At 64.8% G+C, this 23,666-nt stretch carries 21 protein-coding genes; 10 read left to right on the top strand and 11 right to left on the bottom strand.

Features of this window, described 5'->3' with window-relative positions:
- Nucleotides 1-153: 153 nt before the first annotated feature.
- Nucleotides 154-690 (bottom strand): translation initiation factor IF-3, encoded by a 537-nt coding sequence (infC, locus tag JT360_RS24475; RefSeq protein WP_010912915.1) that lies wholly within the window; start codon nucleotides 688-690, stop codon nucleotides 154-156.
- A 220-nt stretch (nucleotides 691-910) separates the two neighbouring features.
- Between infC and JT360_RS24470 the strand changes: the two genes are divergently transcribed.
- The 4 genes from JT360_RS24470 (at nucleotide 911) to JT360_RS24455 (ending at nucleotide 4,387) form a co-directional block, all read left to right on the top strand.
- Nucleotides 911-1,681, top strand: coding sequence for an alpha/beta hydrolase (locus tag JT360_RS24470; protein WP_214474772.1), 771 nt, complete (start codon nucleotides 911-913; stop codon nucleotides 1,679-1,681).
- Between the two features lie 2 nt (nucleotides 1,682-1,683).
- A complete protein-coding gene (locus tag JT360_RS24465; protein ID WP_214474771.1) occupies nucleotides 1,684-2,826 on the top strand; it encodes a benzoate/H(+) symporter BenE family transporter in 1,143 nt (380 codons plus the stop codon).
- 117 nt (nucleotides 2,827-2,943) lie between these two features.
- Entirely contained in the window at nucleotides 2,944-3,426 is a 483-nt protein-coding gene (locus JT360_RS24460) for a DUF2852 domain-containing protein (protein WP_214474769.1), read from the top strand.
- A gap of 202 nt (nucleotides 3,427-3,628) precedes the next feature.
- Complete coding sequence (locus tag JT360_RS24455; protein WP_214474767.1) at nucleotides 3,629-4,387, top strand: M48 family metallopeptidase; 759 nt, start codon at nucleotides 3,629-3,631, stop codon at nucleotides 4,385-4,387.
- 129 nt (nucleotides 4,388-4,516) lie between these two features.
- On the opposite strand, the gene JT360_RS24450 is transcribed toward JT360_RS24455, so the two are convergent.
- A complete protein-coding gene (locus JT360_RS24450; protein WP_214474766.1) occupies nucleotides 4,517-4,735 on the bottom strand; it encodes a hypothetical protein in 219 nt (72 codons plus the stop codon).
- A gap of 112 nt (nucleotides 4,736-4,847) precedes the next feature.
- Between JT360_RS24450 and JT360_RS24445 the strand changes: the two genes are divergently transcribed.
- The 6 genes from JT360_RS24445 (at nucleotide 4,848) to JT360_RS24420 (ending at nucleotide 10,588) form a co-directional block, all read left to right on the top strand.
- Entirely contained in the window at nucleotides 4,848-5,507 is a 660-nt protein-coding gene (locus JT360_RS24445; RefSeq protein WP_214474765.1) for a phosphoribosylanthranilate isomerase, read from the top strand.
- A 28-nt stretch (nucleotides 5,508-5,535) separates the two neighbouring features.
- Entirely contained in the window at nucleotides 5,536-6,786 is a 1,251-nt protein-coding gene (gene trpB, locus JT360_RS24440) for a tryptophan synthase subunit beta (RefSeq protein ID WP_214474764.1), read from the top strand.
- A gap of 2 nt (nucleotides 6,787-6,788) precedes the next feature.
- Nucleotides 6,789-7,628 carry a tryptophan synthase subunit alpha gene (trpA, locus tag JT360_RS24435; RefSeq protein ID WP_214474763.1) on the top strand — a complete coding sequence of 280 codons (840 nt, stop codon included), beginning with the start codon at nucleotides 6,789-6,791 and terminating at the stop codon, nucleotides 7,626-7,628.
- A gap of 48 nt (nucleotides 7,629-7,676) precedes the next feature.
- Nucleotides 7,677-8,603, top strand: a complete 927-nt coding sequence (accD, locus tag JT360_RS24430; protein ID WP_214474762.1) for an acetyl-CoA carboxylase, carboxyltransferase subunit beta — start codon at nucleotides 7,677-7,679, stop codon at nucleotides 8,601-8,603.
- 214 nt (nucleotides 8,604-8,817) lie between these two features.
- Nucleotides 8,818-10,143: a bifunctional folylpolyglutamate synthase/dihydrofolate synthase gene (locus JT360_RS24425; RefSeq protein WP_214474761.1), complete on the top strand. Its 1,326-nt coding sequence runs from the start codon at nucleotides 8,818-8,820 to the stop codon at nucleotides 10,141-10,143.
- A gap of 25 nt (nucleotides 10,144-10,168) precedes the next feature.
- The gene (locus tag JT360_RS24420; RefSeq protein ID WP_214474759.1) at nucleotides 10,169-10,588 is read left to right on the top strand and encodes a VOC family protein; all 420 of its coding nucleotides are present in this window, start codon (nucleotides 10,169-10,171) and stop codon (nucleotides 10,586-10,588) included.
- 4 nt (nucleotides 10,589-10,592) lie between these two features.
- Here JT360_RS24420 and JT360_RS24415 read toward each other — a convergent pair whose 3' ends face one another.
- From JT360_RS24415 to JT360_RS24375, 9 genes are all read right to left on the bottom strand, one after another.
- Nucleotides 10,593-11,006: a type II toxin-antitoxin system VapC family toxin gene (locus tag JT360_RS24415; protein WP_214474757.1), complete on the bottom strand. Its 414-nt coding sequence runs from the start codon at nucleotides 11,004-11,006 to the stop codon at nucleotides 10,593-10,595.
- On the bottom strand, nucleotides 11,003-11,251 hold the full coding sequence (locus JT360_RS24410) for a type II toxin-antitoxin system VapB family antitoxin (RefSeq protein WP_214474756.1): 249 nt from the start codon (nucleotides 11,249-11,251) through the stop codon (nucleotides 11,003-11,005). Before JT360_RS24410 ends, JT360_RS24415 begins: the two co-directional genes overlap by 4 nt.
- A 128-nt stretch (nucleotides 11,252-11,379) precedes the next feature.
- Complete coding sequence (locus JT360_RS24405) at nucleotides 11,380-11,661, bottom strand: cupin domain-containing protein (protein ID WP_214474755.1); 282 nt, start codon at nucleotides 11,659-11,661, stop codon at nucleotides 11,380-11,382.
- Between the two features lie 129 nt (nucleotides 11,662-11,790).
- Complete coding sequence (gene trxA / locus JT360_RS24400) at nucleotides 11,791-12,126, bottom strand: thioredoxin (RefSeq protein ID WP_352128285.1); 336 nt, start codon at nucleotides 12,124-12,126, stop codon at nucleotides 11,791-11,793.
- A gap of 67 nt (nucleotides 12,127-12,193) precedes the next feature.
- On the bottom strand, nucleotides 12,194-15,700 hold the full coding sequence (gene addA, locus JT360_RS24395) for a double-strand break repair helicase AddA (RefSeq protein WP_214474753.1): 3,507 nt from the start codon (nucleotides 15,698-15,700) through the stop codon (nucleotides 12,194-12,196).
- Nucleotides 15,697-18,831 (bottom strand): double-strand break repair protein AddB, encoded by a 3,135-nt coding sequence (gene addB / locus JT360_RS24390; RefSeq protein ID WP_214474752.1) that lies wholly within the window; start codon nucleotides 18,829-18,831, stop codon nucleotides 15,697-15,699. The genes addA and addB overlap by 4 nt, the downstream gene beginning before the upstream one ends.
- Nucleotides 18,828-19,556 (bottom strand): nucleotidyltransferase family protein, encoded by a 729-nt coding sequence (locus JT360_RS24385; protein WP_214474751.1) that lies wholly within the window; start codon nucleotides 19,554-19,556, stop codon nucleotides 18,828-18,830. The genes addB and JT360_RS24385 overlap by 4 nt, the downstream gene beginning before the upstream one ends.
- Entirely contained in the window at nucleotides 19,553-21,064 is a 1,512-nt protein-coding gene (tsaE, locus tag JT360_RS24380; RefSeq protein ID WP_214474750.1) for a tRNA (adenosine(37)-N6)-threonylcarbamoyltransferase complex ATPase subunit type 1 TsaE, read from the bottom strand. The genes JT360_RS24385 and tsaE overlap by 4 nt, the downstream gene beginning before the upstream one ends.
- 8 nt (nucleotides 21,065-21,072) lie before the next feature.
- Nucleotides 21,073-23,628, bottom strand: a complete 2,556-nt coding sequence (locus JT360_RS24375; protein ID WP_214474749.1) for a sensor histidine kinase — start codon at nucleotides 23,626-23,628, stop codon at nucleotides 21,073-21,075.
- Nucleotides 23,629-23,666 lie beyond the last annotated feature (38 nt).

The raw sequence follows: 23,666 nt of genomic DNA, 5'->3' as shown, positions 1-23,666 counted from the left end.
ACAATTCAGGCGGATTTAGAGCGCGATGCCCATGCCTGACGTCATCGTGATCCAGGCAGATTCAGCAAAAGTGTCGCAGGGTTTTGCGATGAAAACCTGCGACAACCCAGGAAAGCCAAGCAGACGGCGCGCGGCGAAGCGAGCGGGGTCTGCTTAGCGCGGCGCCAGCACCATCATCATCTGGCGACCTTCGAGCTTCGGCTCCGCCTCGACCTTGGCGATGGTGGCCACTTCCTCGCGCACCTTGTTCAGAAGCTGCATGCCGAGCTCCATATGCGCCATCTCGCGGCCGCGGAAGCGCAGCGTCAGCTTGACCTTGTCGCCTTCCTCGAAGAAGCGGCGTACCGCCTTCATCTTGGTCTCATAGTCATGGCTGTCGATGTTCGGGCGCATCTTGATCTCCTTGATCTCGATGACCTTCTGGTTCTTGCGCGCCTCGGCCGCCTTCTTCTGGTTGGCGTATTTCAACTTGCCGAGATCGAGGATTTTTACGACAGGGGGCACCGCATTGGGCGATATTTCGACGAGATCGAGTCCAGCCTCTTCGGCGAGCAGCAATGCGTCGTTTATGGAAACATCGCCGCGGTTCTGGCCTTCGGCGTCGATAAGCTGGACCCGGGGAACCCGGATATCACGGTTGGAGCGCGGCCCATCCTTGGTCGGCGCCGCTGCTTTGAAAGGTCTGCGAATGGTCGTGGTCTCCTTGGCCGTTTCGTTCAGGATTTGTCAGTCTTGATGTGTGGACGCGCCAATGTGGGGAGCGCGCGGGCGGAGTCAATAGCACAGCATTGACAGAAAATCACCCTGATCGCAGGCCTGCACCAAACAAAGAACATCGCGAGCACTTTTCGCCACGCCATTGGCTGTGCCACAAGAACGCCGTTCCAAAAGATGGGCCTGAGGAAAAGCCATGACCGCCACGCCGCCAACCTTCCTGGATGTCGACGGATCGCGCATCGCGGTGCGCCATTCGGCGGGTGCGACACCGGGCATCGTCTGGCTCGGCGGCTACAAGTCGGACATGCTGGGCACGAAGGCTGAGACGCTGTCGGACTGGGCAGGCAAAGAGGGCCGCGCCTTCCTGCGCCACGACTATTCCGGCCACGGTGAATCCGGCGGCGCCTTTGCCGACGGCACCATTTCGAAATGGCTGTCGCAGAGCCTTGCCGTGTTCCGGCATTTCACCAAGGGCAGCCAGATCCTGGTCGGCTCCTCGATGGGCGCCTGGATTGCGCTGCGCATGGTGCAGGAATTGCGCAAGGCGGGTGAAACGACCATTGTTGGCTTGGTGCTGCTGGCGCCGGCGCCGGATTTTACCTCCGAACTGATCGAGCCGGTCCTGACCGTGGCGCAGAAGCGCGACCTTGCAAAAAAAGGGTTCTTCGCGGAGCAGTCGGACTATTCCGAGGAGCCTTACATCTACACCCGTGCGCTGATCGAGGACGGGCGCGATAACAGGGTGATGACCGGGCCGATCGACACGCATTGCCCGGTTCACATCCTGCAGGGCCTTTCCGATTCCGACGTGCCGTCGAGCCACGCGCTGAAGCTGGTCAGCCTGTTGCCGGCGGACGATGTGACGCTGTCGCTGATATCAGACGGCGACCACCGCCTGTCGCGACCGCAGGATCTCGACATGCTGGTGCGGGCGGTCGGCGACATGGCCGGGCGGGGCGAGTGACGATGCGCCTTTCCATCCCAACCTCCGCCTTTGTCGCGGCCATCGTCGGATTTGGTGGCACGCTGGCCATCGTCATTGCCGCCGCCCATGCGGTCGGCGCGACGCAAATCCAGACGGCGAGCTGGGTGACGACCATTTGCCTTGCCATGGCGATCGAAAGCCTGTGGCTGTCCTGGCGCACGAAAATGCCTGTCATCACCGCCTGGTCGACGCCGGGCCTGGCGCTGATGGCGGCGTCGAGCGGCTTTTCGATCGGCGAGGCCGTCGCCGCCTTCATCGTCACCGGCGTCCTGTTGGTCGCCACCGGCCTGTTTCGGCCGCTGACCAAACTGATCTCGAGGATACCGCCCTCCGTCGCTTCCGGCATGCTGGCCGGCATCGTCGTCACCTTCGCCCTCAACGCGGTCAAGACTGTTCCTGTCGACCCCTGGCTGATCCTGCCGTTGATCGCGGCCTTCTTCATCATCCGCCTGTTCAATCCGGCGCTGTCGGTACTGGCGGTGCTGATCGGCGGCGGCTTCGCCGCCTTCCTCACCGGCCGCGTCGGCGGCCTGCCGACACCGGAACTGTCGACGCTGACGCTGATTGCACCTGATTTCACCGCCAAGGCGATGATTGGCCTGGCGCTGCCGCTCTACCTCGTCACCATGGCCTCGCAGAACCTGTCCGGCCTCGCCGTGCTGCGCGCCGCCGGCTATCACCCGGAGCCCGGCCCGCTGATCGGCGTCACCGGCCTGTTTTCGCTGCTGTCGGCGCCGTTCGGCGGCTCGACCACCAATCTGGCGGCGATTTCGGCGGCGATCTGCACCGGGCCGGACGTTCATCCCGACCCCGCCGAGCGCTGGAAGACCGGGCCCTTCTATGCGCTCGCCTATCTCGTCTTCGCGATTTTCGGCGCCTCGCTGGTGGCGATCTTCGCCGTCCTGCCGCAGAGCCTGATCGTGCTGGTGGCGGGTCTTGCGCTGATGGCCTCGCTCGCCAACGCGCTGGCGATCGCGCTGAGGGACGAGGCCGACCGCATGGCCGCCACCGTCACCTTTGTCGTCACCGCCTCCGGGCTGACGCTGTTCGGCGTCGGCGCCGCATTCTGGGGCCTGATCGCCGGGCTGGTCGTGCTTTTCCTCGATATGCTCAAAAAGCGATAATCATTTCAGAAGCTTGTCCGGTTTTGGCGGACATTGTCTTGAATCGCTGTTTTCTCCTTCCCATTTCGATTCCACGCAGCCGTTCCTGGCTGTCACCAACCGAAGGAATGGGAGAAAATGAACACATCTGCATTGATCCGCCCGGCATGGACGCCGGCAACCATCGCGTTGATGGTGATCGGCTTCATGGTGTTCTGGCCGCTCGGCTTCGCCATGCTCGCCTACATCATCTGGGGCGACCGGCTCGAGGGCTTCAAGCGTGACGTCAACCGCGCGACCGACGGCATCTTCGCCGGCTGCCGCCGCGGTTCCGACAAGGCCGCGCGCTGGGGTCACGGCTCCGCCCGCACCGGAAATGTCGCTTTCGACGACTGGCGCGAAAAGGAACTCGAGCGCCTCGCCGAGGAACGCCGCAAGCTCGACGAGATGCTGACAGAGTTCGACGACTATGCCCGCGAATTGCGTCGCGCCAAGGATCAGGACGAGTTCGATCGCTTCATGGCGAACCGCAACAAGTCGACCGCTCCGGCGAAGAACGATGCGAGCACCGGAACGACGACTACCAAGCGTGGCAAGGGCTCGAACCTGCTTGACGACTGAGGGCGGGCGCATGACCCCGGAAACCGGAACCGATTTTCGGAAAGGGTCATGCGTCAACCTAAACTGCTACAGCGTCCTTTGCGCATCCAAGAAGATGCGCGGCGCTGCAGGACAGGCCAGATCGTGATAAGACGGCGTCGCGCGAGCGGCGCCGTTTCTTTTTTGTTCTATCCGTTTTCCTCGAATCACGTATCGTCCGGCCATGTCCTTCGGCTTCTTCCGCAATCTGCCAAAGCCCAAGCCCACGCCCGTGGTGGAGCGCGAATATTGCGTCGCCGGCCGTACGCTGCCGCTCAAGATCGTCGAGAGCGCCAGGGCGCGGCGCCTGACGCTGCGCATCGATTCCGGCGGTCAGGGCCTGCGCATCACCGTGCCGCCGGGCTTGCGCCGTGGCGAGGTGGAGCGGTTCCTCGACCGCCAGCAGGACTGGCTGGAGCAGCGGTTGGCCAAGGTGCCGACGCGGCCGCAGGTGCGACCCGGCATCAAGATCCCGGTGCGCGGCGTGCCGCACCGCATCGTCCACGAGCCGTCAAAGCGCGGCACCGTCACCATATCGCGTGACGAGCGCGGTCCGCTGCTGATCGTGCATGGCGATCGCGTGCATCTGCCGCGCCGGACCGCGGACTTCCTCAAGCGCGAGGCCAAGAAGGAAATCGAGAAGCTGGTGGTCAGGCACACCGAGGCACTCGGCAAGCGTGCCAAGGCGATCCGCTACAAGGACACCTCCAGCCGCTGGGGTTCCTGCACCTCCGAAGGCAACCTGTCCTTCTCCTGGCGCATCATGATGGCGCCGCCGCCCGTCATAAATTACCTCGTCGCGCATGAGGTGGCGCATCTCAAGGAGATGAACCACGGTCCGAAATTCTGGAAACTGTGCGAAAAGCTCTGCCCCGACACCGATCGCTGCAAGGATTGGCTGAAGCGCAACGGCGGCGCGCTGCAGGCGATCGTGTTTGAATAGCATCCTATCGGCGCTGTAGCGACGGCGGGAATAAACCGGTCTGTAGCGATCCTTCGCGCCCCCCTCTGCCCTGCCGGGCATCTCCCCCACGAGGGGGGAGATTGGCAGCTTCGACGCCTCGCTCACCACTCAATCGTCATTCGCCGCATTGAGCTCCTCAGGCCGCAATCCCTCATCGCCATGATGCGGCCATGGCAGGAACTTGCGGTCAAATTCATCGCTGCCGAAATATTCCAGCGCCCGATGTGCCTCAGCGCCGTTGAAGGCGGCCTTGTCCATCAGATGCACGATGACCTCACGCGCCTGCGCGATCTTCTGCCTGAGTTCGGCGACCGTTCTGTCGGCCATGATCTTTCTCCCGCCTGGTATCCACTCCATCAATAGGTAGCGCCTTTGGAGTTGCCGGCAAACAGCATGCTTTTTCTCGACTCTTGTCGCTTTTCATGCCAATTCCCGCGCCATGGCGCTCGACATCAAGATCTGCGGCTTGAAGACCGACCAGGCAATGGCCGCGGCCCTTGCCGGTGGCGCCAGCCATGTCGGCTTCATTTTCTTTGCCAAGAGCCCGCGCTACGTCGAGCCGGTGGAAGCCGGTCGTCTGCGCGAAACGGCGCGGGGCAAGGCTTTGGCGGTCGCCGTCACGGTCGATGCCAGCGACACTTTCCTCAATGAGATCGTCGGCAAGATGCAACCGGACATGCTGCAGTTGCACGGCGCGGAGACGCCCGAGCGGGTGGCCGAACTGAAAGCCCGCTATGGCTTGCCTGTCATGAAGGCGCTGCCGCTCAGCGAGGCCGCCGATCTCGACCGGATAGAGCCGTTTATCGGCGTCGCCGACCGTTTCCTGTTCGACGCCAAGCCGCCGAAGGGCTCGGAGCTGCCGGGCGGCAACGGGATCACCTTCGACTGGCGCATTCTCGCCGGCCTTGACGCCGGCGTCGATTACATGCTTTCCGGTGGGCTCAACGCCGCCAACATCGGCGATGCCCTTCGGCTTGCCAATCCGCCCGCAATTGACATTTCCTCGGGCGTGGAAAGCGCGCCGGGTGTCAAGGATCCGGCGCTGATCGAGCAGTTTTTCCGGGCCGTCAGGGCAGCACGCGACGATCGCGCCGCCTGAATAACTCTTTCAAACCAGGAGATCGGCGATGAACAAGCCGGCGACACCCAATTCCTTCCGCACCGGACCCGACGAGCAGGGCATGTTCGGCATTTTCGGCGGTCGTTTCGTTGCCGAAACGCTGATGCCTTTGATCCTCGACCTCGAACGGCACTGGAACGAGGTCAAGAACGATCCGGAGTTCAGGGCCGAGCTCACCGGTCTGTCGACCCACTATGCCGGGCGGCCCTCGAAACTTTATTTCGCCGAGGGGCTGACCAGGCATCTTCGTGAGGTTTCCTCGGCGAAGGGCCTCGGGGGCGGCGCAAAGGTTTATTTCAAGCGTGAGGACCTGAACCACACCGGTTCGCACAAGATCAACAACTGCCTCGGCCAGATCCTGCTGGCCAAGCGCATGGGCAAGAAGCGCATCATCGCCGAAACCGGCGCCGGCCAGCACGGCGTGGCGTCCGCTACCGTCGCCGCACGCTTCGGCTTTCCCTGCGTCGTCTATATGGGCGCCACCGACGTTGCCCGCCAAAGCCCCAACGTCTTTCGCATGAAGCTGCTCGGCGCCGAGGTTCGGCCTGTCACCGCCGGACACGGCACGTTGAAGGACGCCATGAACGAAGCCCTTCGCGACTGGGTGACCAATGTCGAGGACACCTATTATCTGATCGGCACCGCCGCCGGCCCGCATCCCTATCCGGAGCTGGTGCGCGATTTCCAGTCGGTCATCGGTTCCGAAGCGCGCGCGCAGATCCTCGAACAGGAAGGCCGGTTGCCGGACACCATCATCGCCGCCGTCGGCGGTGGTTCGAACGCAATCGGCCTGTTCCACCCCTTCCTTGACGACAAGGAGGTGCGCATCATCGGCATCGAAGCCGGCGGGCGCGGTCTCGACGGCATCGAGCATTGCGCCTCGATGAATGCCGGCGCGCCTGGCGTGCTGCACGGCAACCGCACCTATCTCCTGCAGAATGCCGACGGCCAGATCATGGACGGCCATTCGATCTCGGCCGGCCTCGATTATCCCGGCGTCGGCCCGGAGCATTCTTGGCTGCGCGATTCCGGCCGCGTCGAATATGTGCCTGTTCTCGACGACGAGGCGCTGGAAGCCTTCAAGCTGACGACGCGTGTCGAGGGCATCATCCCGGCGCTGGAATCCGCGCACGCCATCGCCCATGCGGTGAAGATCGTGCCTGATATGGACAAGGACCAGATCGTCATCGTCAACCTGTCCGGCCGTGGCGACAAGGACGTGCACACGGTGGCCTCGATGCTGGGCATGGAGATCTGATCATGGCGACCCGCATCGACCGCCGCATGGCGAAGCTCAGGAACGAAGGCCGCCCGGCGCTCGTCACCTATTTCATGGGCGGCGATCCCGATTATGAGACCTCCCTGTCGATCATGAAGGCGCTGCCCACGGCTGGCGCCGACATCATCGAACTCGGCATGCCGTTTTCCGATCCGATGGCCGACGGCCCAGCGATCCAGGCGGCGGGCCTCAGGGCACTGAAAGGCGGCCAGACGCTGGTCAAGACGCTGAAGATGGCGGCCGAATTCCGCGCCGGCGACAATGAAACACCGATCGTGCTGATGGGGTACTACAACCCGATCTACATCTATGGCGTCGACCGTTTCCTGAGGGATGCGTTGGCCAGCGGCATCGACGGGCTGATCGTCGTCGACCTGCCGCCGGAGATGGACGAGGAACTCTGCATTCCGGCGTTGAAGGCGGGCATCAACTTCATCCGCCTGGCGACGCCGACCACTGACGACAAGCGCCTGCCAAAAGTGCTGCAGAACACGTCGGGCTTCGTCTATTACGTATCGATGACCGGCATCACCGGCTCGGCGCTGGCCGACACCGGCAAGGTGGCGGCGGCGGTCAAGCGCATCAAGGGCCATACCGACCTGCCGGTCTGCGTCGGCTTCGGCGTCAAGACAGCCGAGCAGGCGCGCGTGATCGGCGCCAATGCCGATGGCGTCGTCGTCGGCACGGCGATCGTCAATGCGGTCGCCAATGTGCTGGGGCCGAAGGGCGAAAAGACCGCCGACCCGGCCGAGGCCGTCGCCACGCTGGTCAGCGGCCTCGCGCAAGGCGTGCGCTCGGCCCGCCTTGCTGCCGCCGAATAGTCTTCTTACCTCTTTACCCAACTCTTCGTCAGGACAGGAGCCGAAGCGATGAACTGGATCACCAATTACGTTCGCCCGAAGATCAATTCGATGCTCGGCCGGCGTACCGATATGCCCGAGAATCTCTGGATCAAGGATCCCGAGACCGGCGAGATGGTGTTCCACAAGGATCTGGAATCAAACCAGTTCGTCATCCCGTCCTCCGGCCATCACATGAAGATCTCGGCCAAGGAGCGGCTGAAATACTTCCTCGACGACGGCAAGTACGAGCAGCTCGAGAACCCCAAGGTCGTGCAGGACCCGCTGAAGTTCCGCGATGAGAAGCGCTACACCGACCGGCTGAAGGACGCCAAGGCCAAGACCGGCCTGGAGGATGCGATCGTCAACGCGCTGGGCACCGTCGAAGGCCTGCCGGTGGTGGTGACGGTGCAGGATTTCGCCTTCATGGGCGGCTCGCTCGGCATGGCGGCGGGCGATGCCATCGTGCACGCTTTCGAGGTCGCCTTGCAGCGCAAGCGGCCGCTGATCCTGTTTGCCGCCTCCGGCGGCGCCCGCATGCAGGAAGGTATTTTGTCCCTCATGCAATTGCCGCGCACCACGGTCGGTGTCGACCGGCTGAAGGAAGCGGGCCTTCCCTACATCGTCGTCTTGACCAACCCGACCACCGGTGGCGTCACCGCCTCCTACGCCATGCTGGGCGACGTGCACATCGCCGAGCCCGGCGCGCTGATCGGCTTTGCCGGCCCGCGCGTCATCGAACAGACGATCCGTGAAAAACTGCCGGATGGCTTCCAGCGCTCCGAATATCTGAAGGAGCACGGCATGGTCGATATGGTGGTGTCGCGGCTTGAGCTGCGCGAGACGATCGCGCGCCTGCTGAAGATGCTGCTCAAGATGCCGCAGGCTGAAAAGCCGCTTGAAGCGGAAATCCTGCCGCCGGCGGTGGTCACCGCCGAGGCGCGGCCTTCCGCCTGACGCGACACCGTGCATGTCGCCCAAAGTGACCTCGCTTTTGGGAAAACGGCATGCATAAAAACAACGATCCGAAGCGCGTCGCATGAATCCACTTCGACGCGACGTGCTTTGGCCGCCGCGAACAGCGATTGCGTCATGTCCACGGCGCGCTGTAGCCTTTGATTGCCATGGCGGGAGCGATTCTGGCTCTCGGGCCATGTGCCGGGATTCTGTCATGACGACGCTCGCCGCCGACCGCGAAATCGAAGCCCTGATGGCGCTTCACCCGAAAGGCTTCGACCTTTCGCTCGACCGCATCACGCGGCTTTTGGAGCGGCTTGGCAATCCGCAAGACTTGGTGCCGCCGGTCATCCACATCGCCGGCACCAACGGCAAGGGCTCCTGCGCCGCCTTCTCGCGGGCATTGCTGGAAGCCTCCGGCCGCCTGGTGCATGTCCACACGTCGCCGCATCTGGTCAGCTGGCACGAGCGCTACCGGCTTGCTGCCGAGGGCGGCGGCAGGCTGGTCGACGACGATGTCTTCGCCGAGGCCATTGCCCGCGTCGCCAAAGCCAATGAAGGCCAGAAGATCACCGTTTTCGAGATTCTCACCGCCGTCACTTTCATTCTGTTTTCCGAACATCCGGCCGATGCCGCCATCATCGAGGTCGGCCTCGGCGGCCGCTTCGACGCCACCAATGTCATCGCAAGGCCGGCCGTGTCGGTGATCATGCCGGTGTCGATGGACCACGAGGCCTATCTCGGCGATCGCGTCGAGCTGATCGCGGCCGAAAAGGCCGGCATCATGAAGCGCGGCTGCCCGGTGGTGATCGGGGCGCAGGAAAGCGAGACGGCGCTGCAGGTCCTGATCGAAACCGCCGAGCGGCTGGAATGCCCCACTTTCGTCTACGGCCAGGATTTTCTCGCCTTCGAGGAAAACGGCCGCATGGTCTACCAGGACGAGGATGGCCTGATGGATTTGCCGCCGCCCCGTCTGCCCGGGCGCCACCAGATCGCCAATGCGGCGGCGGCGATCGCCGCGGTCAAGGCGGCCGGCTTCGAGATCAGCCACCGCGCCGCCGAGAAGGCGATGACCAATGTCGCCTGGCCCGGCCGCATGCAGAAATTGGGTCAGGGCCGGCTGTCGGAGCTGGCGCCGAAGGGCGCCGACATCTGGCTCGACGGCGGCCACAATCCGGGCGCCGGCGTGGTCGTTGCCGAAGCGTTGGCGGAGCAGGAAGAAAAGAATCCGCGTCCGCTGTTCCTCATTTCCGGGATGATCAACACCAAGGACCAGAGCGGCTATTTCCGCGCCTTCAAGGGCCTGGTCCGGCATGTCTACACGGTGCCGGTGAGCATGAGCGATGCCGGTGTGCCGAACGACGAACTGGCGATCCGCGCCACGGAAGCCGGGCTGAGCGCCGAACCCGTCAGTTCCGTCGCCAGCGCGCTGATGCTGCTGCGCGACACCTGGGACGGCCCGCCGCCGCGCATCCTGATCGGCGGCTCGCTCTATCTGGCCGGCGCGGTGTTGGCCGAGAACGGCACGCCGCCGACGTGAGGCCACTCACTGCGAGGAGCCAGTCATGATCAAGGTCAAGCAGCTCGCCCATGTCTGCATCTTCGCGCATGACCTGGAAGCGACGCGAGCCTTCTATCGCGACGTATTCGGCCTCGACACGCAGTTCAATTTCCTGCGCGACGGCAAGGTCTTCGGCTTCTACCTCAATTGCGGCGGCCGCAGCCATGTAGAGGTCTTCCAAAAGGATGGCACTGCATACAGCGAGCAGAACCAGATCAACCACTTCTGCCTTGAGGTGGAAAACATCGACGCGGCGATCGCGCATATCAAGTCGAAGGGCATCGAGGTCACGGCCAAGAAACACGCATGCGACGACACCTTCCAGGCCTGGATCCGCGATCCCAACGGCGTAAAGATCGAGTTATTCGAATACACCGCCAAAAGCGCGCAATTCACCGGTGGCGACCGTATCGCCGACTGGTGAAAAGTTAGAAATCCCAAGGCGAGATCAGCTCAAGATTGGCCGGGCCGAAGTTGTTCAGGTTACGCGTTGCCAGGCGACCACCGTTCACACGCGCGATCGCCGCAATCATGCCATCAGGAGCCGACATTCCACGGCCTAGGCGGCTGGCGGTTCCCATGATCTCGCCGTAAGCCAGGGCAGCCTCTTCGGTCAGCCCAAAGATCCGGTCGGCGAAGCGACGGCGCCATTGAGAAAGCCCCTGCTCCAGGCGATCCGCACGCTCATCAGGCCGGATTTTTTGAATGCCGAAGGCGATTTCAGCAATCGTCACCGTGGGAAGGGCCAATTCAGCATCGTTCCGGACAAGCCAGGCCAGGACGGCTTGGTCCGGTGTCTTCTTCAGTGTCTCCGAAACCACGTTGGTGTCGACGAAAATCAAAGCTCAGGTCCCGAATGAACTTGGCGGCCCTCGCGGATAATTTCCTCCAGATCGATATCGGCGCCGCAGCTTGCCGTAAGGCGGGCATAGAAGGTGGATGCAGGTTCGCGGCCCGCCTCACGAATCTCGTACGATTCAAGCGCCCGTTCGACCACATCTGCTATCGAGCGATTTTCGCGACGGGCAAGTCGATGAGCCAGGTCGCGTGCTTTTGCGCTACGGACTGAGAGCTGCGGTTCGGCCATTTGAAACTCCCTTTCTTAGGGAGATATACGCCGACTGCCTTCTGCCATCAAGATGGCAGTTGATGGCTCGCCATCCCAAATACGCAGCCGGATAGATGGATTCTCGGTGCGCTGGCGGCGAAAGACGATCACTTCAGCTCGATCTCGATAAAAGCGTATTCGCCGTCATTGGCGCTGATGACATCGTGTTCGACGCCCTCCTTGCGGAAATAGGGCGCACCCTTCTTCATCTCGGCGAAGGTCTCGCCCTCCTTGGTCACCAGCTTCAGCTTGCCGTCCATCAGCGGCACGACGACATAGTCGTGGCCGTGGCGATGCCAGCCGGTGTTGTCGCCCGGCTGGAAGCGGTATTCGGTGACGATGACGCGCTCATTGTCGATGAAGACAGTGGCCTTGGCGGATCCGGTCATGGGGTTCTCCTGTCCTGCCTCAAGCAGATGACATGGAGTGCCCCGACGCGAGAGCCAGAGCGTGGCACCGATGACGCCAACAAAAAGCCCGGCGCGATGGCCGGGCTTGAGATCGGAATTTCGGATAGATCAGGCGAGGCTGCCGTTGATCCAGTGCGACAGCGCGGTTTTGGGCGCGGCGCCGACCTTCATGTCGGCCACTTCGCCGCCCTTGAAGATCATCAATGTCGGGATAGAGCGGACGCCGAACTGCGCGGCGAGCTCGGGGTTCTCGTCGATGTTGAGCTTGGCGATCTTGACCTTGCTGCCGAGTTCGACAGCGATGTCCTCGAGCGCCGGCGCAATCATCTTGCAGGGGCCGCACCATTCAGCCCAGAAATCCACCACGACCGGCTCCTTGGCGTTGAGCACGTCGGCCTGGAAATTGCTCTTGTCGACCTTGACGGTAGCACCCATGCGGAAAATCCTTTCGAGAGTTCTTTGTCGCACCAAATGTGGTGGCTGTCGCGCCCTTCTTCAAGCAGGTCTTGTGTCACGCTCCTGTGAGTCGGGCAAGGGCGTCATCCATGGCCCGGGCCGGCAGTTCGATCAGCCTTGGCGCTTCCGTGAACAGCAAGGCCGCCTTCACCTCCCGCCCGGGATAAAGCGGCCGCAGCAGGGCGCGATAGAGCGCAAGCTGCAGCAGATAGGCCGGCGGGACCTCTGCCAGGCTGGTGGGCGCCGGCCGGTTGGTCTTGTAGTCGACGATCGACACCGTATCCGCGGTCACAGCCAACCGGTCGATCTTTCCGGAAACGGAGCGCATCTTGCCCCTCACTTCCAGGCTGCCCATGATCGCCACCTCGGCGCGCGAGGATGGCGCAAACAGTTGGCCCAGGCGTGGATCGGCAAGGATGGCCATGACCGATGCCAGGGCCTTTTCCCGCTCTGACGGAAGCCATTCTGCACCTGTTCGCGCGAGGTAGCGTTCGGCGGCACCTTCGCGTTCGTCCTCGGCAATGCCAGGCAACATCTGCAGCAGCTTGTGCAGGGCGAGCCCGCGCAGCACGGCAAAGCCCGGCTCGGCATCGGCGTCCAGCACCGGCGAAGCCTTGTCGACCACCGCCTCCTTGCCTTCGTCGATCAACGCCGAGGCGCCCGATGGCGACAGCGGGCGCGGCAGATCCTCGAAAGGCGGCAAGGGCCGGAACAGGGTCGCCGGCAACGGGCCGAAAGCATCGGCCTGCCGCGCCTGTTCACTGACGCCTGGCGCGACCGGGGGCAATTTGGTGACATGGAAACGGTGCACCGGCTCGCCGCCGGCGGGATGCGGACGCTGTTCGCTCTCGGGCGCGCCGATCAGCGCGCGGCTGACGATCGAATGCCAGGTGCCGCTGCTCGGCGCCCGCTTGCCGTGATAGCCGCAGACGATCAGCCGGTCCTCGGCGCGGGTCATGCCGACATAGAGCAGCCGGCGGTATTCGTCGTCGGCGAGCTCGCGGGCGCGAGCGGCCGCCGCTTTCGAAAAGCCGTTGGCAACATCGCTGGCCGCACGCCAGAGATAGCCCTTGCCTTCCCAGTATGTGCCCGAGCCATCGAAGGGCATCAAGCGCGGCAGATGTTGGTCGCTGAACGGAGCGGAGCCGCCATCGACCAGGAACACCACCGGGCCCTCCAGGCCCTTGGCGGCATGCACCGTCATGACGCGAACCTCGTCGCGGGTCTGGTCCATCTCGCGTTTGATCTCGGGGCCGGCGTTCTCCAACGTCGACAGGAAGGCTTCCAGCCCGGGCAGCCCGGTCCGTTCTTCGGCAAGGCAGAAACTCAGGAACTCATCGAGAATGTCGCCGGCTTCCGGCCCGAGCCGCGCGATCATCTTGCGGCGCACGCCATCGCGCGCCAGGAGGCCGGCATAGAATTCGAACACCGGCCTCAAGGCGGCCTCATCGGTCCAGATGTCGAGTTGGGCGACGATCGCCGCCAGCGCGTCATCTTCGCCGGCATGCTGGCGCAGCGATGCGGCCAGCGACACGCCGGGCGGCCTCTGCGCGGCGAGCGTGAACAGTGTCTCCTCCGGCAGGTCAAAGATTGGGCTGCGCAGCACGGCGGCGAGCGACAAATCGTCCTGCGGCTGGATCAGCAGATGGCCGAGCGCGATCAAGTCTTTGACCGCGATATGGCCGGGCAGGCTCAGCCGGTCGGCGCCGGCGACCGGAATGTCACGGCGTTTGAGTGCCCGGGTCAGCGCGTGGACGAAGCTGTCGCGCTTGCGCACCAGCACCAGCACATCGCCTGGCCGCAGCCGCTGGCCGCGGCCCTCGATGATTTCGCCCTTGCCGATCCAGCCGGCAATGGTTGCCGCGACATTCTCGGCAACGCGCACCGCCGGTGCATGGGCATGGTCCACGGCCTGCGTCCAGTCGTCCGGCTCGTCGACGGCTTCGGCGCCGATCGACGGCCAGACCTCGACATAGCCCGGCGCATCGGTGCGGATCGCCTTGTGGCTCAGCGGATCGGGGTCGTGGCTGATGCCCCGCCGCACGACGGGATCGGCAAAGACGCGATCGACGGCGGTGAGAACATCGTCGGTCGAGCGGAACGACCAGGTCAGCTTGAGGTCGGCGAAGGAGGCCTCCGCATCGCGCACCCGTCCGGCAAACAAAAGCCGGCTATCGGCGAAGGAATCCGGGGCCGCACCTTGAAAGGAATAGATCGACTGCTTCTCGTCGCCGACGGCAAACACCGTGCGGTGGACCCGGTCACGGGCGCCAAGACCGGCAAAGAATTCCTCCGCCAGCCGCTTCACCACCTCCCATTGATCCGGGCTGGTGTCCTGCGCCTCGTCGAGCAGGATGTGGTCGATGCCCTGGTCGAGCTTGTATTGCACCCAGGGGCCGGCATCGGGCCGCGCCAGGAGGTTGACCGTGCGGGTGATCAGGTCGTTGAAGTCGAGAAAGCCGCGGCTGCGCTTCAGCACCTCGTAGCGGGCGATCAGCCAGTCGGCGATGGTCAGCGCCGCGCGTGTGCCTTCCAGCATCCGGAACAGCGCCAGCCGGTCGACGGTTTCGATGATGGCGCTGGCCGTCGAGCGGTAGCGCTCGGCCAGATCGGGCAGCCGGTCGGTCAAGGCTTTCTTGAAGGCTTTTGCCGGGTCGTAGGGGTCGCCATCGGTCTTGAGGAAGGCTCTTGCAAGCAATTGCAGGCGGCGAACCGGATCGCCCTCGGCGAAAGCCTGGCGCGCATAGGGCAGGATGTTGTTCAGCACCGATCTGGCGTCGGTGGATTCGGCGGCCCGGGCGAAGCCGGCGAAATAGTCGGGCAGGAAGCCCGGCAGTGGCCAGGCCGATGCCGCTATGCCTTCGGCGCTCTGGCCGGGACGGAAATGGAACTCATCGAACAAGGGCTGGAAGCCGTCACGCCCGATAGCATCGAGGAAATCGCGCAGCCCGTCGCGCTTGCGCACGATTTCGCCGAGTAGGGCATCGAGACCGGCCTCGCCGCCGCGCTCCAGCACCGTGGCGAAGGCCTCGGTCAACTCCGCGTCGCCGGCGGCCGAAATCATCTCGCGGCGCGCGACGGCGAAAAGCGATGCCTCCATCTGGCTATCGAGCATCTCGAAATGGGCGGGGATGTTGGCTTCCAGCGGGAACTGGTGGAGCACGGATTCGCAGAAAGCGTGGATGGTCTGGATCTTCAGCCCGCCGGGCGTCTCCAGCGCCTCGGCGAACAGGCGGCGCGCCCGGCGCATCGTGTCGCGATCCGGCCGGCGCCCTTCCAGCGTTTCGATCCTTGCCGCCAGCTCGGCGTCGCCGAGGGCCGTCCAGTCCGACAGCGTCGAAAAAACCCGGTTCGACATGTTGGCGGCGGCGGCGCGCGTATAGGTCAGGCACAGGATCTTCGACGGGTCGGTGCCGTTGAGCAGCAACCGGATGACGCGCTGGGCCAGCACATGGGTCTTGCCCGAGCCGGCATTGGCCGACACCCAGGCGGAATTCTGGGGATCGGCGGCGCGGGCCTGGCTGTTCGCGGTGTCGCTCGGGATGGGATAGGCCTTCTTCATGCCCCCCCTCCCTCGTCGCCGGCGTCGCCGCCGGCCGACCATTCGAGCACGCGGGCGAGGTGGTCGTAATCGCCATCGGTCTCGCCTTCGCGAAACGGCAGCGCGCGCGACAGATAGCCGGTCTGCGGGTCGGCGTAGTGGATCAAAAGCTTTTCCAGCCGTGCCCACGCCTCTTCGGCAAGATCGGCCGCGGTTCGCGGCTGACGATTGTGCTCGAGGATGGACTCCTCGAACACTTCGCCATTCGGCTTCAGCCTGATGAACGCCAGTTGCGATGGTTCGCGCGCACCCAGATCCTTGAAGGCGCCGCGCCTGAGCAGCGCGCCCTCCAGCGCCAATTGCGGCGCCAGCAGCGTGTGCGCCTGCGCCTTGGACGGCGAGGATCCCGTCTTGTAATCCAGTATGTCGGCCATGCCGCCGGCCAGCAGATCGACGCGGTCGGCGTAGCCCGACAGCGTCACGCCGGACTGGCCGACGACGGTCTTCCCCGCCCGCTCCTCGGCATGCCGCTGGACCACCGCGTCGGCACGTATGCGCTCCCATTCGATGATGTTGGCGGCGAGCTTTTCGAAGCGCGGCCACCACACCGCCTCGACATCGGCCGGAAGGGCTGCCTCGGCAAAGCAGGCGCGGCCGGCGGCAATGAGGCTGGCCAGCGCATCTGGCGCGCGCGGATCGGCCACCTCAGACGAGAACAGATGCAGGATCGCATGGAACAGCGTGCCGCGCTCGGCGGCACCGGGGTCGCGGATCACAGGATCGAGCGGCATCAGCCCGAGGATGCGTCTTGCGTAGACGGCGTAGGGATCGCGGCGCAACGTCTCGATCTCGGTGACCGAGAAATGCGTCGGGCGCACGGAAAGCGGCGGCTTCGGTTGCGGCCGCGGCGCGAAATCCCGCTTCGGCCCGGTATCGAGCGTGCGCGCCCAGGCGAGCAGCTCGTCGCCACGCCGGCGCAGTTTTGCCGCCTGGTCGGTGCCGATGAAGGTCAGCAGCCGCTGCAGCCAGCGCGACGGAACCGCCGGAGCGTCGCCGGCACGCGCCGACCGCGCCAGAACGACGTGTCTCGCGCCCATGGCCATCTGGAAATCATGCGCCGCGAGGCCGATGCGTCGTTCTGGCGGCTCGAGATCGATGCCGGTCTTCATCAGCCGCGACATGAAGCGGTCGCTCTCCGGCTTGCGCGGCCACACGCCTTCGTTGAGCCCCCCGATGACCAGCGTGTCGACATCCTGCAGGCGGGCTTCCAATGCGCCCCAGATGGCGATGTTCCTGTCGGTGCCCTGCGCCGGCTTGACCGTCTCGGGCGCGATCAGTGCGTCCATCACGTCAGGCCATTCGTTGGCCGCGAACGACAGCGATGCCGAAGCCGCGACCAGCCCGCGCAGCAGTTCGGCGAGTTTTTCGCCGGCATCACCGGCATAGAGTACGCCCAGCCCGCCATCGGCGGAACGGCCGAGATTTTCCAGCGTCTCGACGCTGGCTTTCATCAGCGCGGCAAGTTCGGCGTCCATCTGGCCACGAAAGGCCGTGAGCGGCGCCAAAGCTTGTGTGAGACATCCGAGCAAATTCCGCGCGTCGTCGATGGCCCGCACGGTCAAGCGGGAAAGCCAGAAGGGCGGCCGGCTGTCATCGCCGAGGCCGGTGAGGCGGGCCTCGAACAGGTCCGACAGCGACGCGATGTCGGGACGGCCGGTGCCGCCGCGCAGTGCCACCAGTTCGATCAGTTCCGCCGCATGGCGCACATCAGCCCGTTCGAGGCCGAGGCCAAGCAGCGGATGTTTGAGCAGCGACAGCAGGCCAACCGGGTCACCCGGCCGGAACACCGCCTCAAGCGCCAGCCTGAGCAGGCTGGCCGCCGGTGTGTTGGCGAGCGGCGTGCCGCCAGAATCGTCGGCAACGACGCCAAAGCGCTTGAGTTCGACCGAGACACGCCGGGCCAGTGCGCGATCGCCGGTGACGAGGGCCGCCCTTTGGCCGGGGTCTTCCACGGCTTGCTTGAGCGCGACGGCGATGGCGATGGCTTCATCGCGTTCGCTGGCCGCCTCCAACAGCGTCACGCCGGCGAAGGCGCCGGTGATGTCGGGCGCCGAAAACCCGTTGCGCGTTTCGGCCCAAAATTCGGTGGTTTCGGCCGGCCGCAACGCTTCGCCGACAAGGGCGGCGCGAAGCGCAAGCTGCGGCCCGGGCGCGCCGATCTCCTCGACATCGGCGCGCAGCACGCCGATCTTGCCGATCAGCCTGGCCAGGCCGTATTGCGGGTGGCCAAGCACGGCCGGCCGCGCACCGGGTGCGACAAGCGCCTGGAAGGATGCTTCGTCCAGCGTCCGGTCAAGCCCGGGCAGCACGATGGCGCCACCGGGCAAGCCGGCAATCGCGGCAAGAAGTTCGGCCGTGGCGGGGATGGAGCCGGTGGAGCCGGCGGCGATGACTGGCCCGGCGGGAGGTTTGCGCCGCAGCCGCGCGGCCTCGGAGCGGATCAGCGCGCTGCGGTGCGCGGCTGGATTCGAGCGGTCGCTCTCCCTGAGGAATTTCGGCCAGGCATCGGTGACGATGCCGAGGAATTCGAGCGTCACCTGCCACCATCCGGCAAGGCTGCCGGTCACCAGGTCCTTGAGCTTCGCCCAGTCCGTACCTTCGGTCTCGATTTCGTCCATCAGGCCGGCGAGATCGCGCGCCAGCCAGATCGCGTCGGCGGTCGAGGCGGGGATGACAATCTCCTCGGCGAAAAGTTTCGCCACATGCTCCGGCAGCCGGCGTTTCCAGGCGCGCACCAGCGGCGTCAGCAGCAACAGCCGTTCGGTTGCCGTGATCGGTGGCGCGAGGTCGATCGCCGCCGATGGCTCGGCCTCGAACAGGGCCTCGTCCTCATCGAATTCCCCGAGCGGACGGATGACCGGCAGGATCGCCGAACCACCGCCGCCGCGTGCCTTCAGGCTGTCGACGAAGATGCCGCGCAAGGCACGAGCAGCGCGGCGTGTCGGCACATAGATGGTCACGTCGGCCAGAGCGACCGGATCGCCGTCGAAGCGAAAGCCCGGGACGAGGCGGCCGGCCAGCAGCGCCTCGGCAAGCGTCGGCAGAAACGGCGCTCCGGGGGGAATGGAGAAAACGCGGCTGGAGCCGCTCATTGCGACTCGATTAGCGCGTCGGCGACCGCCGCTTCCGCGAGCGGGATGACGTCGGGCGTGCCGACGGTAATCCAGTGGCCGAGCATTGGCATGCCGAACAGGCGGCCGTCGGCGATCGCCTGGTCGAAATAAGCGTTGAGCGAATGCGGTTCGGCTGGCGCGTCCCTAAACAGGCGCGGATGGATGATCGCCGCGCCGGCATAGATCAGACCCGCCGGATCGCCTTTTGAACGCCGCAGGGCACCGTCCGGCGCCACCAGGAAATCGGTTGAGCCGCAATGTCCGGTCGCCTGATGGAGATCCGCCAGCATCAGCAGAATATCCATTTTCGCCGCGTTCCATGCAAGGGCGAGGCGGCCGAGATTGAGCGGACCGTGATCGATCCAGAACGTATCGGCGTTGAGGATATAGAAGGGTTGCTCGCCCAGTTCGGGCAGCGCCTTGACGATGCCGCCGGCGGAATCGAGCAATCGTTCGCTTTCATCGGAAATGACGATCCGCGGCGCGCGGCGCGCCGCGACATGGGCGACGATCTGTTCGGGAAAATAGTGGACGTTGACAACGGCCTTGGCGACGCCGGCGGCGGCCAGGCTGTCGAGGCACCAGTCCAGCAAGGTCTTACCGGCGATCTTGACCAGCGGCTTGGGGATGGTGTCCGTGATCGGCCGCATGCGCTTGCCGAGACCGGCGGCAAGTACGATGGCAGTGTCCGGTCTTGCAGTCACAGCGTTTGTTCCTCAAGCAGCCCGTGCGCATTGTAGAAATCCCGCAGGCTGGCGAGCGCAGGGTGGGACAGCGCCCGGCGCAGATAGTCGCGGATGCGCGGCAGGTGCCTGAGATAATAGGGTTTGCCGTCGCGCTTTTCGAGGCGCACGAAAATGCCGAGGATCTTGGAATTGCGCTGTGCGGCCATGATTGCATAGGCTTCCAGGAAGCTTGCCTCGTCGAAAGTGCCTGCCGCATGACGCGCCGCGACATAGGCGTCGAGCGTCTTTTTCTCGATCTCCGGCGATATAGTGACGCGGGCATCCATGGCGAGCGAGGCGACATCATAGGCTGAAGGCCCGATCAGCGCGTCCTGGAAATCGACGATGCCCAGCCGGTCATGGCCGGTGCGGTCGCCGCGCCAGATGATGTTGGGCGAATGGAAGTCGCGCAGCATCAGCGTGTATTCGCTGCCCTGCAGCCGCTCGAAAAGCGCATTCCACTCCCTGGAATAGCCGGCACGCAGATCGTCGCTTGCCGGACTGCCCGATATGACAGGCACATACCAGTCGACCAAAAGGTCGGCTTCGATCATCATCGCATCACGGTCGAAAGGCGGCACATCGTGGAAGCTGCCCGGACGCGCTTCCAGGCGTTGCGGCCAGGTCTTGCCATGCATCATGGCCAGCAGTTCGGCTGCCGCGGCGTAGCGCTTGGCCACCGGCTCGCCGGTCTTGCCGAGAAACCCCTCGGAGCCGAGATGCTCGAGCAGCAGAAAACCCTGGTCCTGGTCCTCCGCATGGATTTCCGGAACGCTGACACCGCCTGCCTTCAAGGCGCGATCGATGGCGACGAAAGCCGAGACCGACTGCGCGGTGTGGGCGATCACGGCATAGGGTTTGCCGTCGCGCACGGGCGGGCCGAGCACCAGGCGCGGCGAGTTCATCAGCACGCGCGGCTCCTGGCCGGCAAGCGTCACGATCTCATAGGAGCGGGCCGAGGCATCGCCGATGAAATGGCGGCGCCGTGCTTCGCCCCAGCCGGCGCTCTCGAGAAAACCGCGCATGGCCAGTGAGCGTGCAGCGCGGTCGAAGGCGGAACCTTGCCCGGACAGCCGCGCCAGCCGACCCTCGCCATGATGGACGAGTTCGATCAAGAGCGCATTCTTCGGCAAATAGCCCTCTGCCCGCTCGGGCCACTCGACCAGGGCGGCCCCTTGCGTCAGCGCTTCGTCGAAGCCGAGTTCGTCGAGCTCATTTGCCGAGGACAGACGATAGAGATCGAAATGATGGACCGGGATGCGGGTATCGTAGCTCTGCACCAAAGTGAAGGTCGGGCTCGGCACGTCGAGGCCGGCATCGTCGGCGAGTGTCCTGATCAGCGCTCGCGCCAAGGTCGACTTGCCGGCGCCGAGATCGCCCTTGAGCGCCAGCACGTCGCCCACGCGCAACGCCAGCGCCAGATCCTCGCCCAGCCGCGCTGTCTGTGTCTCGTCGGTGAGCAAACGCTCCAGCACCGGTTCCGTCATCGAGCGCGCTACTCGGCCGCGGCGCGGATGCCCGGCATGTCGGGGAAGGTGCAGATGACGGTCGTGCCCTTGTCCTTGCCGGTTTCGATGCGAACGCCGCCGCCATGCAGTTCGACGAAGCTCTTGACGATCGACAGGCCCAGGCCTGCACCCCGCCGGCGGCCGCCATTGGCGCGCGGTTCGAAGCGGCGGAACACCGAATCGAGCACGTCGGGCGGCATGCCGGGCCCGTCGTCATGAACCGAGAATTCCACCCCATCCGCCAGCTGGCGGCAGGTGAGTCGGATGGAGCTGGCTTCCGGTGCGTAGTTGGCGGCGTTGCTGAGCAGATTGTAGAGGATCTGGCGGATGCGGGTTTCATCTCCGTGAAACGTCTTCGGCGCCGCAGCGGCATCGACCTCGAGCCGGATCGAATGCTCCTGCAGCCGGTCGGCAACCAGCTCGGCGGCCGCCGCGATGGTGCGGTCGACATGAACCTCGGAAATGTCGAGCTGCATGATGCCGGCATCGACGGTCGCAAGGTCCAGTATGTCGTTGACGATGGTCAGCAGCACCGAGGAGGACGAGCTGACATGCTCGACATACTCATGCTGCTTTTGATTGAGCGGCCCGGTGGTGGGCAGCGAAAGCAGTTCGGTGAAGCCGATGATGTTGGTCAGCGGCGAGCGCAATTCGTAGGACACGTGCTGGACGAAGTCGTTCTTGAGCTGGTCTGACTTCTCCAGCGCCTCGTTCTTGTCCTTCAGCGCGCGTTCGACACGCACGCTGTCGGTGACGTCGACGAAGGTCATCATCACCTGCCCGTTGGGCAGCGGGATCACGGCGTAGCGCAGCACGGTGCCGTTGTTGAGCTCGCTCTGGCCGTGACGGTCGCGGCGTTCATCGTCGAAACCTGTGATGGCGGCAACGAAACCGGGCCAGGGGCTGTCGACCGCCTGCCGGTCGCAAAGGTCGCGGATGGTCGAGACGTGCACATTGGGCTTGGCGGCCTCCGCACCCAGCCCCCACAGCGTGGCAAAGGCCGGGTTCGACAGCCGCAGCCGGCCGTCGGGGCCGAACACCGCCACGCCTTCGGCGAGATTGTCGAGCGTCTCGCCCTGCACGCGCACCGCTGTGCGATAGCGGCTTTCCAAATCCATCTTCTCGGTCAGGTTCTCGAACACCCAGGTGACGCCGCCCTTGGGCTGCGGGTTGGCGACGACGCGGATGGTCTTGCCGTCGGGCAGATGCCACCAATGTTCCTGCGATTCGACCGCGCGGTAGGCGCCGAGCAGGCCTTCCTTCCAGCGGCGCCATTCGGGCTGCTCGGCGATCTTGCCCTCGCTGCGCAGCCGGTCGAGCAAAAGCGCATTGTCGGGCGCACTGTGCAGGAAGCCGCTGTCCAGCCCCCACAGTTTCTGGAAGGCCTGGTTGAAGAAGCGCAGCTTCTCGTCGGTGTCGAAAATGGCGACCGCGGTGTTAAGCTGGTCGAGCGTGTCGGCGTGGCTGCGCACCGTCCGCTCATATTCGCCGCGAATGGTTTCGATGGCGCTGGTGTCGCAGGCAAGGCCGGCCGAGCCGTCCGGGCCGGCGAAGTCGGTCACCGCGAACACGCGGCGGTCGCCTTCGATGACAGTGGAGAGCGATTGTTCGAAGACCGGATGCGAATTGTGCTGGGCGGCAATCGCCTCGCGCGCCTGGCCGCCGAGGAACTCCTTGGCATCGCGAACGGCGGCTTCCGCGCTCTCGGCCTCGACCGCATCGGCATAGGCCCGGTTCACCCATTTCAAGCGTCCGTGTTCGTCGCGCAGCCATGCCGGCATCTTCAGCGCTTCGAGCAGGCCGATCATCGTGTCGTGGTCGGCGGCCAGCCGCTGGTTGTCGATCTTCAGCCGGGCCTGGCTGCGCTGTGTCTCGGAAAGCGACACAAAGCGCACCAGTATATGCGCGGCGCTCTTGCGGCCATGCACTTCGAGCGGTGCGCCGGCCTGCGATTCGATGACGAGGTCGAAGGGTCTGGCCTTTTCGCGCAAGCCGGCAATGGCGTGCTCGAGCGCTGCGGCCGAGCGCGGCATCAGCCAGCGGCCGAAGGCGAGGAAAGCCGCCCGCTCCTCCGGCGCGCCGCTTTCGACCGGCAATGTACCGATGAGTTCGGGCTTCTTGTTTTCCGAGGCCCAGACGACCACGCGCTGGTCACGCAAATTGAGCAGCGCCTCCGAACGGCGCAGCGCCGCGTTGACGTCGGCGACGCGGCTCCTCAGCTCGACATTCTCCGCCGAGGTGCGGGCCCGTTCGCGAATGAGAACGATGGCCGACAGAAATGCCGCGCCTGTCACGCCGACGAATACGGCAAGCTGCATGACCTCGATCGTGTTCATCGAAAGACCGGCCGCCGACACACCGGCGCCCTGGGCGCGCGCCGCCGCGCCAAGCAACGGGCTGGCGAGCATGGACCCGGCAAGCAGCAGCCCCGCGCGGCCACGCCATGAAAGACGTCCGCGCCGGATTGCGGAGCCAGTGGTCCCCGAATCGTCATGGCCGCCGGAAACGGCCCGTCCCGCTCCGTGCGGGTTTTGCCCCGGCATGTCTTGGTCCTCTCCGCCGCCTGAATGCAAGACCGCCC

The organism is Mesorhizobium sp. dw_380 (assembly GCF_018588885.1).
Lineage (GTDB): Bacteria > Pseudomonadota > Alphaproteobacteria > Rhizobiales > Rhizobiaceae > Mesorhizobium.
Note: the sequence above shows the minus strand (reverse complement) of the source record. Positions and strands in the feature narration are given on the sequence as shown.

Coding starts and splice junctions, on each gene's coding strand:
- addB (WP_214474752.1), bottom strand. CDS start 18,831: ATGAGCGGCTCCAGCCGCGTTTTCTCCATTCCCCCCGGAGCGCCGTTT.
- JT360_RS24425 (WP_214474761.1), top strand. CDS start 8,818: ATGACGACGCTCGCCGCCGACCGCGAAATCGAAGCCCTGATGGCGCTT.
- JT360_RS24375 (WP_214474749.1), bottom strand. CDS start 23,628: ATGCCGGGGCAAAACCCGCACGGAGCGGGACGGGCCGTTTCCGGCGGC.
- JT360_RS24405 (WP_214474755.1), bottom strand. CDS start 11,661: ATGACCGGATCCGCCAAGGCCACTGTCTTCATCGACAATGAGCGCGTC.
- addA (WP_214474753.1), bottom strand. CDS start 15,700: ATGAAGAAGGCCTATCCCATCCCGAGCGACACCGCGAACAGCCAGGCC.
- JT360_RS24420 (WP_214474759.1), top strand. CDS start 10,169: ATGATCAAGGTCAAGCAGCTCGCCCATGTCTGCATCTTCGCGCATGAC.
- trpA (WP_214474763.1), top strand. CDS start 6,789: ATGGCGACCCGCATCGACCGCCGCATGGCGAAGCTCAGGAACGAAGGC.
- JT360_RS24450 (WP_214474766.1), bottom strand. CDS start 4,735: ATGGCCGACAGAACGGTCGCCGAACTCAGGCAGAAGATCGCGCAGGCG.
- trpB (WP_214474764.1), top strand. CDS start 5,536: ATGAACAAGCCGGCGACACCCAATTCCTTCCGCACCGGACCCGACGAG.
- JT360_RS24465 (WP_214474771.1), top strand. CDS start 1,684: ATGCGCCTTTCCATCCCAACCTCCGCCTTTGTCGCGGCCATCGTCGGA.
- tsaE (WP_214474750.1), bottom strand. CDS start 21,064: ATGACGGAACCGGTGCTGGAGCGTTTGCTCACCGACGAGACACAGACA.
- JT360_RS24460 (WP_214474769.1), top strand. CDS start 2,944: ATGAACACATCTGCATTGATCCGCCCGGCATGGACGCCGGCAACCATC.
- JT360_RS24470 (WP_214474772.1), top strand. CDS start 911: ATGACCGCCACGCCGCCAACCTTCCTGGATGTCGACGGATCGCGCATC.
- JT360_RS24455 (WP_214474767.1), top strand. CDS start 3,629: ATGTCCTTCGGCTTCTTCCGCAATCTGCCAAAGCCCAAGCCCACGCCC.
- JT360_RS24410 (WP_214474756.1), bottom strand. CDS start 11,251: ATGGCCGAACCGCAGCTCTCAGTCCGTAGCGCAAAAGCACGCGACCTG.
- JT360_RS24445 (WP_214474765.1), top strand. CDS start 4,848: ATGGCGCTCGACATCAAGATCTGCGGCTTGAAGACCGACCAGGCAATG.
- accD (WP_214474762.1), top strand. CDS start 7,677: ATGAACTGGATCACCAATTACGTTCGCCCGAAGATCAATTCGATGCTC.